The following is a 15,189-nucleotide window of genomic DNA, read 5'->3' as shown; positions in this document are numbered from 1 at the left end:
GTAGCTGAACTGATTTTGTCCATCAATGAGTATGGCTTATATCTTCGGTATGGTAAAACGGAAACATGTACCTTTTTCAAGCTCACTTTCAACCTGAACGGTTCCTCCGTGCAAGGTCACAAAATCTTTTACTAAAAGCAGTCCAAGTCCTGTACCTTTTTCCTTGTCGGTACCCGGTGCCGAAGTTTTTCTGATTTCACCAAACAGCATGTCTTTTGTTTTTTGCGACATTCCGGTGCCAAAATCCTGAATACAAACTTCAACCATTCTGTTATCAAGGGGTTGTGCTGTTATCTTTATAGCGCCACCGCCCAAAGGGGTAAATTTGATTGCATTTGTAATGAGGTTTTGCAAAATGGAACGAAGCATCAGGGAGTCGGCGTGTACAAATATTCCATCTTCAATGTTATTTTCAAGCGTTATTTCCTTTTGTAAGGCATTTGCGTTCAATAATTCCAATGATTCATTGATACTCTGCCTGAGGTGTAGTTTCTGCTTATTGAACGCTTGTTTTTCCCACTGGTTTTTTGCCCATTCAACAAGGTCGTTCAGCTGATTCAATATTTTTGTAGATGTCCGGTATATAATATCGGAAAACATCTTGATTTGTTCCGGTTTTAAGTTTTCAGCATTTTCCGTTAGTTGCTCTGCGGAAATAAGCAATGATGTTAACGGGTTCCGGAGATCGTGTGATATAACAGAGAGGAATTTATCTTTTGATAAATTAAGTTCTTTAAGCTCGCGATTCAGGTTTTCCAATTCTATAGTTCTGGCTATTACACGTTGTTCCAGATCCTGGTTTAATTCAAGGAGTTCACTGTTAACACGCTGAAGTTTTTCTTCCTGAACCATCAACAGCTGATTCTTATTATAAAGCTCAGCGAAGATTGCTACTTTAGACCTGAGCAGTTCAGCGTTAAATGGTTTCCTTATAAAATCCACGCCACCGGCCCTGTACCCCTTGAACATGGCAGCTTCTTCGTAGTCATGGGCAGTGATAAATATAATCGGTATCCGTTTCAGCTTATCGCGCTGATAAATAAGCTCAGCCGTTTCATAGCCGTCCATAATAGGCATTTTAACGTCCAGCAGGATAAGCGAAAAATCTTCTTCGTGCAAAAGAATCCTGAGCGCCTCGCGCCCGGAAGTAGCTTTTGAAAAAATATATCCTTCCTTTTCCAAAGCCACTTCCATTGACATCAGATTGTTCTCATTATCATCTATCAAAAGTATCTTTATAGCACTGTTATTGCCCATTAGAATGTCGTTTCTGGATTGTAAGCTTAACAATGAGAATTAGTCAATCAGCCATACCCGCATTAAAGACAAAAGCTGATCTGTTTTTACAGGTTTGGTTATATAATCAGATGCGCCCGAAGATAGACATTTTTGCCGATCCCCAACCATTGCTTTTGCCGTTACTGCTATAATCGGAAGACTCTTGTTTTTTTGTTCTTTACGAATCATCTGAATGGTTTCATACCCGTCCATTTCCGGCATCATTATATCCATCAAAACAATATCAATGTCTTCGCCTTTTGCCAATATTTCCAATGCTTCACGTCCGCTTTCGGCAGTAATGACTTTAATATCCGACCGTTCAAAAACAGCAGTCAGGGCGAAAAGATTTCTTACGTCATCATCAACGACCAACACACTTTTTGATTCGAGTATATCGGTTTTTTGCCTGATTCCGTCAATCATCCGTTGTTTGCTTTCACTGATGAATTTTTTATCGATATGGAGCAAAATCAATATTTCCTCCAGCATCGATATATGGGATGTCGATGTTTTAGGGATAATCTTATAGTTAGTCCTTTTCAGCATGATTAGTTCATCCTGGGTAAAGTCACGTGCAGAGTGAAGGAGAATAGTAGTCTGGGGATGCTTGATCAGATTGATCTTATTTAAAAGTTCAATACCGTTTGCATCCGGCAAAACATAGTCCAGAACAATGCAATCAAATATGTCTTTTTTAAGGATAGCTAATGCTTTTTTTGCTGTGGTTGCACCAAATACTTCGACTGCATCGTTTGCAATCAGTTCTGTTAGCCTGTGCAGCTCTTCTTCATTATCTTCTATTACCAGCACACGGCGCTTTTTATGGGCATGAAAACTCACTATCCCGGTAATCAATTCATCTAATGATGCATTCGATAATGGTTTCAGGCTGAATGATTTTGCTCCGTGTTTGATTGCCATTGCTCTGTTATCCTCTCCCGAAATTACATGTATGGGAACGTGTCTCAGATTGATGTCGGCTTTCATAAGCTTGATGATTTTCCATCCGTTAGATTCCGGCATGTTTACATCCAGTGTTATGGCAATAGGATTGTATTTATTGATGCTATCAAAAATATCGAGATAACTGATGGCCACCACAACTTTGAGATTATGGTCGTGTGCTTTGTCAATCAGTATTTTTGTGAACCGGAGATCATCTTCTATAACCAGCAGCACCTGGTCTTCTGCTGTGATATTGTGACGGTCGTCATCTATAACCTGATCAGTGGTATCAATAAGGTTTACGCGGCCGTGAGGAGTAGGGTAGCCCTCTTTTACTTTAATTGTTGATGCTGTCTCTTCCTTATATTTTAAAGGCAAATAAAGCGTAAATGTGCTTCCTTTTCCCAGTTCGCTTCCAACTGTAATAGTCCCGCCTAACAATTCAGCAAATCCTTTACTGATAGATAATCCCAACCCTGTACCTCCATATTTCCGGCTTGTAGAACCTTCTGCCTGTTGGAAGGCTTCAAAGATAATGCCCTGCGTATTTTTTGAAATGCCGATACCCGAATCTTCAATAGAGAAAGCAATAACAGAATCAATATTGTTCAATGGATTTTCATGATTGGCTGCAGGTTTGAATATATGAAGCTTCACGCTTCCTTTCTCCGTAAATTTAAAAGCATTGGAAAGCAGGTTCTTTAATATCTGATTCAGGCGCTGCATGTCTGTCTCCATTAATTCAGGAAGGTCAGGCTGTAACTTAATTTCGAATTTCAGGTTCTTTGCTTCTGAAATCGGTTTAAATGTCGTTTCGGCAAATGCTGCAATCTCTTTAAAGCTAACCGGCATAACATCTGCGGCAATTACACCGGACTCAATTTTGGAAAGATCAAGAATGTCATTGATTAATTGAATCAGATCATCTCCACAAGAATGAATGGTTTTGGCAAACATCCTTTGCTTTTCTGTAAGATTGCCTTCAGGGTTTTCAAAAAGCTGTTGGGCTAATATAAGCAAGCTATTCAAAGGAGTTCGCAGCTCATGAGACATATTAGCAAGGAACTCGGATTTATATTTTGAAGTCAAAGTAAGCTGTTCTGCTTTTTCTTCCAATGAGCGGCCTTTATCATGCAATTCATCGTTTGCCCTGCGCAATTCTTCCTGTTGTGAAGAAAGTTCACTGGCAAGTGATTGCGATTGGGATAATAATTCCTCGGTACGTGTATTTGTTTCAATATTATTCAATACGATGCCGATACTCTCTGTCAGCTGATCGAGGAAGTCGATATGTGTATCACTGAAACTTTCAAAGGAGGCCAGTTCAATAACCGCCTTTACATTGTTTTCAAAAAGCACCGGCAGAATTACTAAATCTATAGGTGCTGCATTGCCAATGCCGGAAGTAATCTTTACATATTCATTCGGAACATTGGTCAATCTGATTTGTTCTTTATCTGTTGCACATTGGCCCACCAATCCTTCGCTCAGGGAGAATTCCTGATTGATATTTTTACGGCTTCTCGGTGCATAGCCTGCAAAGAGTTTCAGCTTAGGTTCATCTGCGGCTTCCGGTTGCTCCAATATATAAAAAGCTCCGTAACGTGCATTTACCAGTTCTGCCAATTCAGACAAAACCTTATTGGCAACGGCATTCCTGTCGCGCTGACCTTGCAGCATCTGTGCAAACTTGGCAAGGTTTGACTTCAGCCAATCCTGTTCATGGTTCCTGAGCGTAGTTCCTTTCAGGTTGGCAATCATCTGATTGATGGTATCTTTCAATGCTTCCAGTTCCCCTTTGGCTTCTACACGGATAGTCCGGGTTAGATCGCCTTTTGTTACCGCAGATGCCACTTCAGATATGGAACGTACCTGTGTGGTGAGGTTCTGTGCTAATTGGTTTACATTTTCCGTTAAATCTTTCCAGGTTCCCGATGCGCCCGGTACGCTTGCCTGTCCGCCTAACCGGCCTTGCACACCTACTTCACGAGCTACTGTTGTTACTTCATCGGCAAATACGGCAAGCGTATCTATCATTTCATTAATAGTGTCCGTCAATTGCGCAACCTCTCCCAGTGCATTAATGGATAAGCGTTGCTTCAGATTGCCTTTGGCAATGCCTGTGGCCACTTTTGCAATACCACGAATCTGTCCGGTAAGGTTAGATGCCATCTGGTTCACAGAATCTGTCAGATCCTTCCATGTACCCGCAACGCCTTTTACGTGCGCTTGTCCGCCAAGCTTGCCTTCGGTACCTACTTCCCGTGCAACGCGCGTTACTTCCGATGCAAAGGAGTTCAACTGATCCACCATTGTATTAATGGTGTTTTTCAGATCCATAATTTCGCCTTTCACATCAATAATTACTGTTTTGGAAAGGTCACCGCTGGCCACCGCTTTCGTTACTTCGGCAATATTGCGCACCTGAGAAGTAAGATTACTGGACATCTGGTTTACAGAGTCTGTCAAATCTTTCCAGGTTCCTGCAACACCCGGCACAAAAGCTTGTCCGCCCAGATTACCATCCGTACCTACTTCCCGTGCCACGCGTGTTACTTCAGATGCAAAGCCACGTAGCTGATCCACCATCGTATTAATGGTTTCTTTAAGCTGCAGAATTTCACCTCTTACATCGACAGTGATTTTTTTAGACAAATCGCCATTGGCAATAGCAATAGATACATCCGCAATGTTACGAAGCTGAGCTGTAAGGTTACCTGCCATTTTATTTACAGAGTCGGTAAGATCCTTCCATGTTCCATCTACACCGGGTACATTTGCCTGACCACCCAATTGTCCTTCCGAACCTACCTCGCGCGCCACACGTGTTACCTCTGATGCAAAGCCACGTAATTGATCCACCATTGTATTGATGGTGTCTTTCAGTTCCAGCAACTCGCCTTTGGCGTTTACCGTAATTTTCCTTGAAAGGTCGCCTTTTGCTACGGCTGTTGTCACTTCTGCTATATTACGCACCTGTGATGTAAGGTTATCCGCCATTTTATTTACGGAGTCCGTCAAATCTTTCCAGGTTCCGCCTACACCCGGCACATTTGCCTGCCCTCCTAATTGACCTTCTGAGCCTACCTCACGGGCCACACGCGTTACTTCCGAACCAAATGAATTAAGCTGATCCACCATCGTGTTGATAGTAATCTTTAATTCAAGCATCTCACCTTGTACATCCACGGTGATTTTCTTCGACAAATCGCCTTTTGCTACGGCAGTTGTTACTTCAGCTATATTTCTAACCTGACCGGTTAAGTTACCTGCCATCTGGTTTACGGAATCCGTCAAATCTTTCCATGTTCCACCAACACCAGGTACATTTGCCTGCCCGCCCAATTGTCCTTCAGAGCCTACTTCACGCGCCACACGCGTTACTTCAGAGGAAAAGGAGTTTAATTGATCCACCATTGTATTGATGGTGTTCTTTAATTCCAGCAACTCACCCTTTGCATCTACCGTAATCTTGCGGGAAAGGTCACCTTTTGCTACCGCAGTCGTTACCCCGGCGATGTTTCGCACCTGATCGGTAAGATTACTTCCCATCTGATTTACAGAATCCGTCAGATCCTTCCAAACACCACCTACACCTTTTACGCGGGCTTGTCCGCCCAATTTACCTTCCGTACCAACTTCAAGCGCCACACGTGTTACTTCCGATGCAAACGAATTGAGCTGATCCACCATTGTATTAATGGTCTTTTTCAATTCAAGCATTTCCCCTTTAACATCCACAGTTATTTTCTTGGAAAGATCACCATTTGCCACCGCCGTTGTTACACCTGCTATATTCCGTACCTGCGATGTCAGGTTACCGGCCATACGGTTTACCGAATCCGTCAAGTCCTTCCATGTCCCTGCAACACCGGGCACTTTGGCCTGGCCTCCCAACTTGCCTTCTGTACCAACTTCTAACGCTACACGGGTTACCTCAGATGAAAAAGAATTCAATTGATCCACCATGGTATTAATCGTGTTCTTAAGTTCAAGGATTTCTCCTTTTGCTTCTACCGTAATTTTCCGCGAAAGGTCACCTTTTGCCACGGCTGTAGTTACGGCAGCTACATTACGCACCTGAGCAGTAAGATTACCTGCCATCTGATTAACTGAATCCGTAAGTTCAGCCCATACACCTGCCACGCCTTTGATCTTGGCCTGTTCCCCCAATTTGCCCTCTGAGCCTACCTGCCTTGCTACACGCGTTACTTCCATTGAAAATAACTGAAGCTTGGAAAGCATTTGGTTGGATTCCTTTGCAATCCGGAGGAATTCACCCTTTAGCGGATGTCCGTTGATTTCCAAAGGAATATGTTTGGAAAGATCGCCATTGGCAACAGAATTAATCATCCCTGCTATTTCAAGCGTAGGAGATGTAAGGTCTTCGATGAGGTTATTCAGAGAATTAATGCCGCTCGCCCATTCACCTCTTGCATCTATCAGTTCTATTCTTTTTGATAAATTACCTTTTTGCCCGATTGTCTTCTCTGCCGATGATATTTGAGCTACAAAACGCTCACTCATGTCAATAATATCATTAAGTACCTCACAAATCTTCCCGTTTATCCCTGCTTGCGTGACGGGCATGCGGACACTCAACTTGCCATTTTTTACCATGGAAAGAACTTTTAAAAGCTCTTTTAAATCGAGTGATTCGGTAGGATATTCATTAGCAACCGGGGGGTATTCGGATATATTATCCAAAATGTCATTTTCCATTTGGGGGCTGGTTTTGATTGGTGCTGTTAATTTACTTCTTTTACTTTATCCTAGAGCAAAGGAAAACGATGAACTTCTAAAATTAACTAAAATATAAGTTAATTCATAAATTGATTTTAAAGGATTAATAGGTTTATTTACAAGTGTGTTTACATTTTTATTATGTAAATTTCATAAAAAAAATTAAATAGTGTTATACTATAATCAAATGTCTGCATACACCTGAATGTAAGTTTTAATGAATGTAATTTCCTTTTTGAATTAATGGCTAAACCTGGTTTTGTATTCGGTAGGAGTCAAGCCGGTTATCCTTTTAAAATCGTGCTGAAAGAAATTGAATTTGATTTGAACGATACACTAACAATTGTTATTTTGCCGTTTAAACTTTGATTATGAATCTATTTGTTTCTTCCGGCTTTATTTTAGCTGCATTTTTATTTCTTTCCATAAATTCAAAGGCTCAAAACGAAAATGCATTGCTTTATCATGGAAATGCATTTTATTGGACTGATGCAAGGATAGATACGACTGAAGTGATAGATGTTGAAACAGGTGAGACTATAATAAAGATAGAAAGGGTAGAAGGGGCCATCACAAGAATGAACAATGAGCCGGTTTATAATGGTACTTATAAAGAAACCGTACCGCCTGTTTTTCAATACAATGGTCAGAATGAAGAGGCATATCTTCAAACTATTATTAAAAGCCATTACAATGATATTCCTGCATTTACCATTCAAAAGATGGTAATAAACGAATATGGAAAACCGGTTTATTTTGAACTGATTTTTGATGATATGAGTAATGCAAGACTACTCAGATTAAAGTGGGAACCGGCAATTGAAAAGCTTATTGTAAATATGCCGAGATGGGAACCCGGTAAGTATAAAAACAAACCGGCATTGTTTTATTTAAACCCCGAAGTTCATATCCCGTAATAGACTATATTTCAGATTAAAAAGTAAAAACCCGAATTCGTAAGAATTCGGGTTTTTACTTTAATGATTTCTACTAAATATTATTCAGCAGCACCTTCTTCAGCAGCAGGCGTTTCTGTAACCGGAGTTTCCTCTGTAACAGGCGCAGCAGCTTCTGTAGTTGTAGCAGTTGCTTTAGCAGCGCCACCGCGGCTTCTACGAGTTTTCTTGGCAGTTGCAACTTTAGCTTCCTTAGTGTAGATAGTGTTGAAATCAACCAACTCAATCATTGCCATATCCGCGTTATCACCCATACGGTGTTGTAACTTGATGATACGGGTATAACCACCCGGACGGCTTGCAACTTTGTCGCTGATAGCACCAAACAATTCTTTGATAGCTTCTTTGTCCTGCAATTTAGCAAATACCAAACGACGGTTGTTTACGCTGTCTGTTTTAGACTTTGTAATCATCGGCTCTACATAAACGCGCAAAGATTTTGCTTTGGCTAATGTAGTAGTGATACGTTTGTGTTGAATTAATTGACAAGCAAGGTTAGAAAGCAATGCCTTTCTGTGTGCCGTAGTACGGCCTAAATTGTTGATTTTGTCTCCGTGACGCATGACGATTGTTGTTTTAAAACATTGTGCCGTGTCAAGGGTCACAATGGCGGCTTTTAATTTAAAGCCTGTTAATAAAAAAGGTAAAAAGTGAATGGTGAATTGTCAATAGAAAATATTCTTTATTGACAATTCACCATTCACAAATATTATTCTTCACTCATTTTAACGCGGCTGATATCCATACCGAAATGTAATCCACGTTCACCAAGAACCTGATCGATTTCAGTTAAAGATTTCTGACCAAAGTTTCTGAATTTCATCAACTCATCCTGAGTGTATTGAACTAATTCGCTCAAAGAATTGATTTTAGCTGCTTTCAGACAATTGAACGCACGTACTGAAAGTTCAAGATCTTCCAATGGAGTGTTCAATACTTTGCGTAATTGCAACATACCTTCGTCAACAGTTTCTTCTTTTTCTTCACGTTTAACATCCAACGAAATATTTTCGTCGGTGATAATCATTAAGTGCTGAATCAAGATGCGTGATGCTTCTTTAACTGCTTCTTCAGGATGAATAGTACCATCTGTAATAACTTCCATGATAAGTTTTTCGTAGTCTGTACGTTGCTCAACACGGGTATTTTCGATAGTATATTTTACATTTTTAATCGGTGTAAAGATCGAATCGATTGCGATGAAGCTAACCGGTGCGTCTTTTGGTTGATTTTCTTCGGAAGGCACATAACCGCGGCCTTTTCCGATATGAAGTTCAATTTCCATGGTAGCAGCTGAATCCAGGTTGCAAATTACAAGCTCAGGATTCATTACCTCAAAGTTAGGAGTTGCTTCACCAATCATTGCTGCAGTAAATTGCTCTTTACCTTTGATTACTAGTTCCACTCTGTCATGGTTCAAGTCACCATCTCCATTCTTCTTCAAACGAACTTGCTTTAAGTTCAGGATAATTTCGGTAACATCCTCGATAACACCTTTGATGGTTGCAAACTCGTGGTCAGCGCCGGAAATTTTGATTCCGGTGATGGCATAACCCTCTAAAGAGTTAAGCAAAACACGACGTAGTGCATTACCAATGGTAACACCATATCCTGGTTCTAAAGGACGAAACTCAAACTGTGCTTCAAAGTCAGTTGCTTTTTGCAACACAATTTTATCCGGTTTCTGAAAGTTCAATATTGCCATGTGGAAATTTTGAATTTGTATTTAAAGATTTTTGTAAAAATATAAACAAAGTGCCAAATGCCCGCAAAGGGCATTGGATATTATTTAGAGTACAACTCAACGATCAATTGTTCCTTGATATTTTCAGGAACGCTTTCACGCTCAGGGTAAGCCATGAATACACCTTTGATATCTTTTTCGCTGAAATCCAACCAGCTGATGCTTGGATTTTTACCGCGTACATTTCCTGTAACAGCAGTATTAGCTTTAGATTTAGGTTTCAATTCAACTACATCACCCGGTTTCAAAGAATAAGAAGGGATGTTTACTGAATGACCATTAACTAAAATGTGTTTATGAGATACCAATTGACGTGCAGCGCTACGTGTAGGCGCAATACCCATACGGTAAACTGTATTGTCCAAACGTGCTTCCAAAAGTTTGATAAGGTTTTCACCTGTAGAACCTTTCAAGCGGCTTGCTTCAGCATAAGTGTTGAAGAACTGGCGTTCCAATACTAAATAAGTAAATTTTGCTTTTTGCTTTTCTTTCAATTGGATAGCATATTCACTCGCTTGTTTACGCTTGCGGTTTGCACCATGCATACCAGGAGGATTGCTGTTTTTTCCAAGATTTTTACCAGAACCTAAGATAGGCTCACCGAAGATACGGCAGATTTTGTTTTTTGGACCTGTGTAACGTGCCATTTTTTGTATTAATTATCGACTTTTGATTTAGAATAGCTCCTGCGTCTCATATAAAAGTCGGAAAGCGGATACGAGGAGCTTGTTTAAAATTGAATTTCCTTTTACGGATAAAACCTTATAGGTTTTAAAAACCTATAAGGTTCAGAAACGGGTAATTAAAACACCATTTCCAATATAATAAGATTATACTCTTCTTTTCTTAGGAGGGCGGCAACCATTGTGAGGCATTGGAGTAATATCTTTGATAGTTACTACTTCGATACCACTGTTAGCTACAGAACGGATAGCTCCTTCACGACCAGAACCCGGTCCTTTTACAAATATGTCCGCTTTTTTCATACCCGCATCCAATGCAACTTTTGCTGCATCTGCTGCTGCTTGCTGAGCAGCGTATGGAGTGTTCTTTTTAGAACCACGGAAACCCATTTTACCTGCAGAAGACCAGGAAATAACTTGTCCTTGCTTGTTGGTAAAGCTGATGATAATGTTGTTGAATGTAGCACTGATATGCACGTCACCGTGGGTATCAACTTTTGCTACACGTTTTTTGGCTGCTACTTTAGCGCCTTGTTTTGCTTTTGCCATTTTCTTTAAAAAAAGGTAGTCTGTTAAAAAATGTACTTAACCTTGGTTAAGCTGCATCGTCCCTAACCTGTGCCAAGAAGTAAAAGGAGGCTCCGGTGAAAATGCAATTGTCTTGAAACTGAGTTGAGATAGAGTATCTCAAGATCAATTTTACTTCTTTGGCGCTTTTTTCTTACCAGCAACCGTTTTACGTTTACCCTTACGAGTACGACTGTTAGTACGAGTACGTTGACCACGTAAAGGCAATCCTTTACGATGACGAAGACCGCGGTAACATGCAATATCCATCAAACGTTTGATGTTCATTTGCACTTCAGAACGTAATTGACCTTCAACTTTGAATTCTCCGTTGATGATGTTACGAATTGCAGTTTGTTCTTCGTCATTCCATTCGTTTACTTTTTTATTATAGTCTATTTCAGACTTGTCTAAAATGTAACGAGCGGTGCTACGTCCGATACCAAAGATGTACGTAAGGCCTATTTCGCCACGTTTGTTTTTGGGAAGATCAATACCAGCTATACGAGCCATGTTGTGTATTTACTATTTACGATTTGAAAACTACTTTGTTTCCTGCTTCGCTGTTAAGAATTATCCTTGACGTTGCTTAAAGCGAGGATTTTTTTTGTTGATAACGAATAAAACGCCTTTGCGACGAACGATTTTACAATCGGCGCTACGCTTTTTGATGGCTGCACGAACTTTCATCTGTATTTGAAATTTGAAATTTAAAATAAACTTACTTGTACCTATATATAATGCGGCCTCTCGATAAATCATAAGGACTCATTTCTACGCCAACTTTATCGCCGGGCAGTATGCGGATGTAGTGCATACGCATTTTTCCGGAGATAGTTGCTAAAATTTCATGTCCATTTTCCAAACGAACACGGAACATAGCATTAGATAATGCTTCTACTATATTTCCGTCTTGTTTTATCAGAGATTGTTTTGCCATATTTTACAAAAGGTTTGCAAAAGTAGGAAGATTATTTCGAATACCAAAAAAAAATTCATCAAGGGTATAAATATTCAAAATATTCCCTAAATTTTAATCGCATTAAAATTAATGACAATTTGTTTTTGATCTAACTGCTTCCTAAAGCAAAACCATCCTGAGATTACGAAATCGTTAAATCAGGGAGGCAAATTTACGTTTTTTATTCTTATCCGTTTAGGAGATTATTTTCTTTGAATATTTACAGTATTTTTACCGCTCATTTCAAAATAACATCTTATTATGAATAAAAAAGTCTTATTCCTTTCTGCCGGAATAATGATGTCTGCTGCTGCATTTGCACAAAAAGATAAACTTAAAGAAGCAACCAAACAATTAGAAACCGCTACTACCGCAGCTGCTGCGAGTCCGGACCTTGCTGCTATTTCGTATGCAAAGGCTAAGGAGGCAATTGATCTGGCTGTTACTAATCCTGATACGAAGGATAAACCGGAAACATGGTTGACAAAAGCAGGTATTTATATTGGTATGCAGGAAAATCCTAACTTAAATGCTGATGAACCTTATAAAGAAGGTATAGCAGCATTGAATAAAGCGATAGAGTTAAATCCTAAATTAAGCACAGATGAAAAAGTAGTGAATTTATTAGTAAATGCTGCTTTCCATTCATTTAATGATGGTGTGAAAACTTATAACCAAAGTCATTATTCTGATGCTTACGGTTTATTCAAACAAAGTAAAACGTTACTTGGAGAAGATAAGGACAAACGTTTTCAAGCTGTACCTGTTGTAGATACTATTCGTGCCCAAGCTGTTATGTATATGGGTTTCAACGCTTATTACAGTTCTAATGAACAAGGCGCTGATGTTAACGGAAAATTGGATGAAGCAGTTAAAAATCTTAGTCAGGTAAAAAGCAGCGCTTATCTTTCAGAACCAAGTATCTATCTGGTATTAGCGCAAGCGTACGAGAAAAAAGGAGATAAAGCCAATCAATCAGCTACAATTGCCGAAGGTCTTTCAAAATTTCCCAATGACAAGAATCTTCAGGCGCTGGATTTAAATCTTGCCATTTCAAGTGGAACTCAAAATGAGGCAATCACTAAAATGGAAGATGCCATTAACAAAGATCCAAAGAATGCAGATTTATATATGAACCTTGGAATCCTTAATTATAATATTGCATATCCTAAAGACGGAAGTTCTAATCCAAAAGCTGCTGAATATGGCGCCAAAGCAGAGGCTGCCTATAAAAAAGCAGTGGAACTGGCTCCGGATAACGGCACTTATAATTTCCAGCTGGGCAGCTATTATTATAATAATGCTTCCCGCATTCTAACTGTTATGAATGGATTGGGTACTTCAAAAGCAGATCAGGCTAAGTATGACCAATTGGATAAAGATAAAAATGCTGAATTTGTAAAAGCATTGCCTTATCTGGAAAAAACAAGAGATATTTTCTCTCCTAAAAAAGACAAACTTACCAAAGAGCAAATGACTGAATATGTCAATTCGCTTACAGGTTTGAAAGAAATCTATGCAAGGACAGAGCAAACTGATAAGCTTGCAGAAACAAGGAAATTATTAAAAGAAGTGACCGAATAGTTTTTCGAAATCAAATTTTTAAGGGCAGACATTCAGGTCTGCCTTTTTTTGTGTGCTGTGTTCCCAGAAGTAAACCCAACGTGTTACATCACTGTAAGTATTCAGTCCTTCTTCCTGCCCATGCATTTTCAAATACTCATCGTACATGGAGTTAGTGAATTTCCGGAAGGAGCTGCGGTATTTTCTATTCATAGCCCTTAAAGTATCCATGTCATTACGGCTTTGCTGATTGAGTAGAGCATAGACATTTTTTGCAGCAACCGAATCTCTTTCTTTCAAATCTGCATAAGCATAAATGAAAATATTGAAATAGGCAGAGTAACGAAATTCTGGAATATTACTTTCGGAACCTAAAACATAAGCCAGCAAATTGGCATCGTCTTCTGCTGCAATGCCTGTCTGATGCGCCATTTCATGACTTACTACAAAAGGATGCATGAAAGGAGGGATAAACCTGTTGAATTGTGCTTCCCCTGATAACGGATTATAATAGCCCTGCACGCCGATATAATTCAGCATATAGCCCAAAGAAGTAGGCTTCACCTTTAACTGTGCAATTTTATCCTTATAACATGCATGATAGAGTGCATTGGCAATTTTATTGGTACCTTCCAGATTGGTATAAACAATGGGCGTATTCTGTTCCCTATTCATTTTTTGCACCAATTCATTATTGAGTGTAATAAGCGCTGTTTTATCCCATTTGAGGCTTTCAAGATTCCAATGGGCTGAAAGGCGTAGTCTTGAATAATTACCTCCCCAAAGCAATAGAAACAAAAAATAAACAATGACAGGGAAAAGCAAAAACCGTAGCAGCTCTACTTTAAAATCATAACCGTTTTTACGGATGGTAAAGAGAAAAAATATAAGCCTGATAGTTATTAATAAGAGTAATAAAAGCAATAGCAGATAAATAATATCGCCGATGCTGAAAGACAGAACATTAAATGAATAACTCCTTAATTGCTGTAGGGGAGTGAAAATATTACGAATGTAAAAACGCAGGAAAGCAGGGTGATTTTGCAAAGCTGTTTGCAACAGAATGGTAAGCACAATTAAAGTAATTAATGCTACAAATCTTATAACGACACCTTTACTCTGTTTAATGGGCATGCTTTCGGCAGCGAGGATTAATGATGAATCGGGATTCTTTTTCGATGTACTGCAACACCTAAATTACTTAACTTTACAGTCTAAGACGTGGCTTATGTTCAAAAGATTTGTTTATGTAATGTTATTATTGATGATGGTCAATCATTGTCAGGCTCAGGTATTATCAGCTAAAGTAGGCATTAACGGGCTTACTTGTTCTCAATGCAGCCGCAGTGTTGAAATACAATTACGTAAACTTTCTTTTGTGAAAAATGTAAACATGAACCTTGCAAGTACAGAAGGAACATTACAATTCAAAGAAGGTTCAGATATTGATTTTTTAAAGATTGCAAAAGCCGTAAAGGATGCGGGATTTTCAGTAAGATTTTTGGATGCTGAAATTGACATGCAAAAGGTGAAGATGCATGAAAAGGGATTTACGATAGGCAATGACTTGTATTTATTTCCTGATGCAAAAAATATCCAATCTGCAAATGCAAAGTTTCGTTTCTTAGGAAAGATGTTCTCTTCGGGAAAGAATGAAAGCAATACAAATGAAAGTCCGGCAAAAGGACATGTCTATAGCCTGAAATTGGCGTCGTGATGAAAATTAAATGATAACTTAAAGAACAA

13 protein-coding genes are annotated in these 15,189 nt (G+C 39.3%); 3 read left to right on the top strand and 10 right to left on the bottom strand.

Annotated features, from left to right (window positions below; genetic code table 11):
- Positions 1–36: 36 nt before the first annotated feature.
- The gene (locus F0919_RS01235) at positions 37–1,257 is read right to left on the bottom strand and encodes a hybrid sensor histidine kinase/response regulator (protein ID WP_150030892.1); all 1,221 of its coding nucleotides are present in this window, start codon (positions 1,255–1,257) and stop codon (positions 37–39) included.
- Between the two features lie 39 nt (positions 1,258–1,296).
- Complete coding sequence (locus F0919_RS01230; protein ID WP_150030891.1) at positions 1,297–6,948, bottom strand: HAMP domain-containing protein; 5,652 nt, start codon at positions 6,946–6,948, stop codon at positions 1,297–1,299.
- 392 nt (positions 6,949–7,340) lie between these two features.
- On the opposite strand from F0919_RS01230, the gene F0919_RS01225 reads away from it, so the two are divergent.
- Entirely contained in the window at positions 7,341–7,886 is a 546-nt protein-coding gene (locus F0919_RS01225; protein ID WP_150030890.1) for a hypothetical protein, read from the top strand.
- A gap of 80 nt (positions 7,887–7,966) precedes the next feature.
- On the opposite strand, the gene rplQ is transcribed toward F0919_RS01225, so the two are convergent.
- From rplQ to infA, 7 genes are all read right to left on the bottom strand, one after another.
- Positions 7,967–8,488, bottom strand: coding sequence for a 50S ribosomal protein L17 (gene rplQ / locus F0919_RS01220; protein ID WP_150030889.1), 522 nt, complete (start codon positions 8,486–8,488; stop codon positions 7,967–7,969).
- A gap of 146 nt (positions 8,489–8,634) precedes the next feature.
- Positions 8,635–9,630: a DNA-directed RNA polymerase subunit alpha gene (locus F0919_RS01215; protein WP_150030888.1), complete on the bottom strand. Its 996-nt coding sequence runs from the start codon at positions 9,628–9,630 to the stop codon at positions 8,635–8,637.
- Between the two features lie 80 nt (positions 9,631–9,710).
- Entirely contained in the window at positions 9,711–10,316 is a 606-nt protein-coding gene (gene rpsD / locus F0919_RS01210; RefSeq protein ID WP_150030887.1) for a 30S ribosomal protein S4, read from the bottom strand.
- A 183-nt stretch (positions 10,317–10,499) separates the two neighbouring features.
- Positions 10,500–10,901: a 30S ribosomal protein S11 gene (gene rpsK / locus F0919_RS01205; protein ID WP_150030886.1), complete on the bottom strand. Its 402-nt coding sequence runs from the start codon at positions 10,899–10,901 to the stop codon at positions 10,500–10,502.
- 150 nt (positions 10,902–11,051) lie between these two features.
- Positions 11,052–11,432 carry a 30S ribosomal protein S13 gene (gene rpsM, locus F0919_RS01200; protein WP_150030885.1) on the bottom strand — a complete coding sequence of 127 codons (381 nt, stop codon included), beginning with the start codon at positions 11,430–11,432 and terminating at the stop codon, positions 11,052–11,054.
- A 60-nt stretch (positions 11,433–11,492) separates the two neighbouring features.
- On the bottom strand, positions 11,493–11,609 hold the full coding sequence (rpmJ, locus tag F0919_RS01195) for a 50S ribosomal protein L36 (protein WP_118950302.1): 117 nt from the start codon (positions 11,607–11,609) through the stop codon (positions 11,493–11,495).
- Positions 11,610–11,640: 31 nt separating this feature from the next.
- Positions 11,641–11,859, bottom strand: a complete 219-nt coding sequence (gene infA, locus F0919_RS01190; protein WP_106524340.1) for a translation initiation factor IF-1 — start codon at positions 11,857–11,859, stop codon at positions 11,641–11,643.
- Positions 11,860–12,141: 282 nt separating this feature from the next.
- Here infA and F0919_RS01185 point away from each other — a divergent pair, with 282 nt between their 5' ends.
- Positions 12,142–13,464 carry a tetratricopeptide repeat protein gene (locus F0919_RS01185; RefSeq protein ID WP_150030884.1) on the top strand — a complete coding sequence of 441 codons (1,323 nt, stop codon included), beginning with the start codon at positions 12,142–12,144 and terminating at the stop codon, positions 13,462–13,464.
- Positions 13,465–13,482: 18 nt separating this feature from the next.
- Here F0919_RS01185 and F0919_RS01180 read toward each other — a convergent pair whose 3' ends face one another.
- Positions 13,483–14,577, bottom strand: a complete 1,095-nt coding sequence (locus F0919_RS01180; protein WP_150030883.1) for a DUF3810 family protein — start codon at positions 14,575–14,577, stop codon at positions 13,483–13,485.
- A gap of 94 nt (positions 14,578–14,671) precedes the next feature.
- Between F0919_RS01180 and F0919_RS01175 the strand changes: the two genes are divergently transcribed.
- The gene (locus F0919_RS01175) at positions 14,672–15,160 is read left to right on the top strand and encodes a heavy-metal-associated domain-containing protein (protein WP_190277222.1); all 489 of its coding nucleotides are present in this window, start codon (positions 14,672–14,674) and stop codon (positions 15,158–15,160) included.
- The last annotated feature ends 29 nt before the right edge of the window (positions 15,161–15,189 follow it).

The organism is Taibaiella lutea (assembly GCF_008629695.1).
Classification (GTDB): Bacteria; Bacteroidota; Bacteroidia; order Chitinophagales; family Chitinophagaceae; genus Taibaiella; species Taibaiella lutea.
This window is presented reverse-complemented; position numbering and strand designations above follow the sequence as displayed.

Coding starts and splice junctions, on each gene's coding strand:
- F0919_RS01175 (WP_190277222.1), top strand. CDS start 14,672: ATGTTCAAAAGATTTGTTTATGTAATGTTATTATTGATGATGGTCAAT.
- F0919_RS01235 (WP_150030892.1), bottom strand. CDS start 1,257: ATGGGCAATAACAGTGCTATAAAGATACTTTTGATAGATGATAATGAG.
- F0919_RS01185 (WP_150030884.1), top strand. CDS start 12,142: ATGAATAAAAAAGTCTTATTCCTTTCTGCCGGAATAATGATGTCTGCT.
- rpsD (WP_150030887.1), bottom strand. CDS start 10,316: ATGGCACGTTACACAGGTCCAAAAAACAAAATCTGCCGTATCTTCGGT.
- F0919_RS01225 (WP_150030890.1), top strand. CDS start 7,341: ATGAATCTATTTGTTTCTTCCGGCTTTATTTTAGCTGCATTTTTATTT.
- rpsM (WP_150030885.1), bottom strand. CDS start 11,432: ATGGCTCGTATAGCTGGTATTGATCTTCCCAAAAACAAACGTGGCGAA.
- infA (WP_106524340.1), bottom strand. CDS start 11,859: ATGGCAAAACAATCTCTGATAAAACAAGACGGAAATATAGTAGAAGCA.
- F0919_RS01215 (WP_150030888.1), bottom strand. CDS start 9,630: ATGGCAATATTGAACTTTCAGAAACCGGATAAAATTGTGTTGCAAAAA.
- rplQ (WP_150030889.1), bottom strand. CDS start 8,488: ATGCGTCACGGAGACAAAATCAACAATTTAGGCCGTACTACGGCACAC.
- F0919_RS01230 (WP_150030891.1), bottom strand. CDS start 6,948: ATGGAAAATGACATTTTGGATAATATATCCGAATACCCCCCGGTTGCT.
- rpsK (WP_150030886.1), bottom strand. CDS start 10,901: ATGGCAAAAGCAAAACAAGGCGCTAAAGTAGCAGCCAAAAAACGTGTA.
- rpmJ (WP_118950302.1), bottom strand. CDS start 11,609: ATGAAAGTTCGTGCAGCCATCAAAAAGCGTAGCGCCGATTGTAAAATC.
- F0919_RS01180 (WP_150030883.1), bottom strand. CDS start 14,577: ATGCCCATTAAACAGAGTAAAGGTGTCGTTATAAGATTTGTAGCATTA.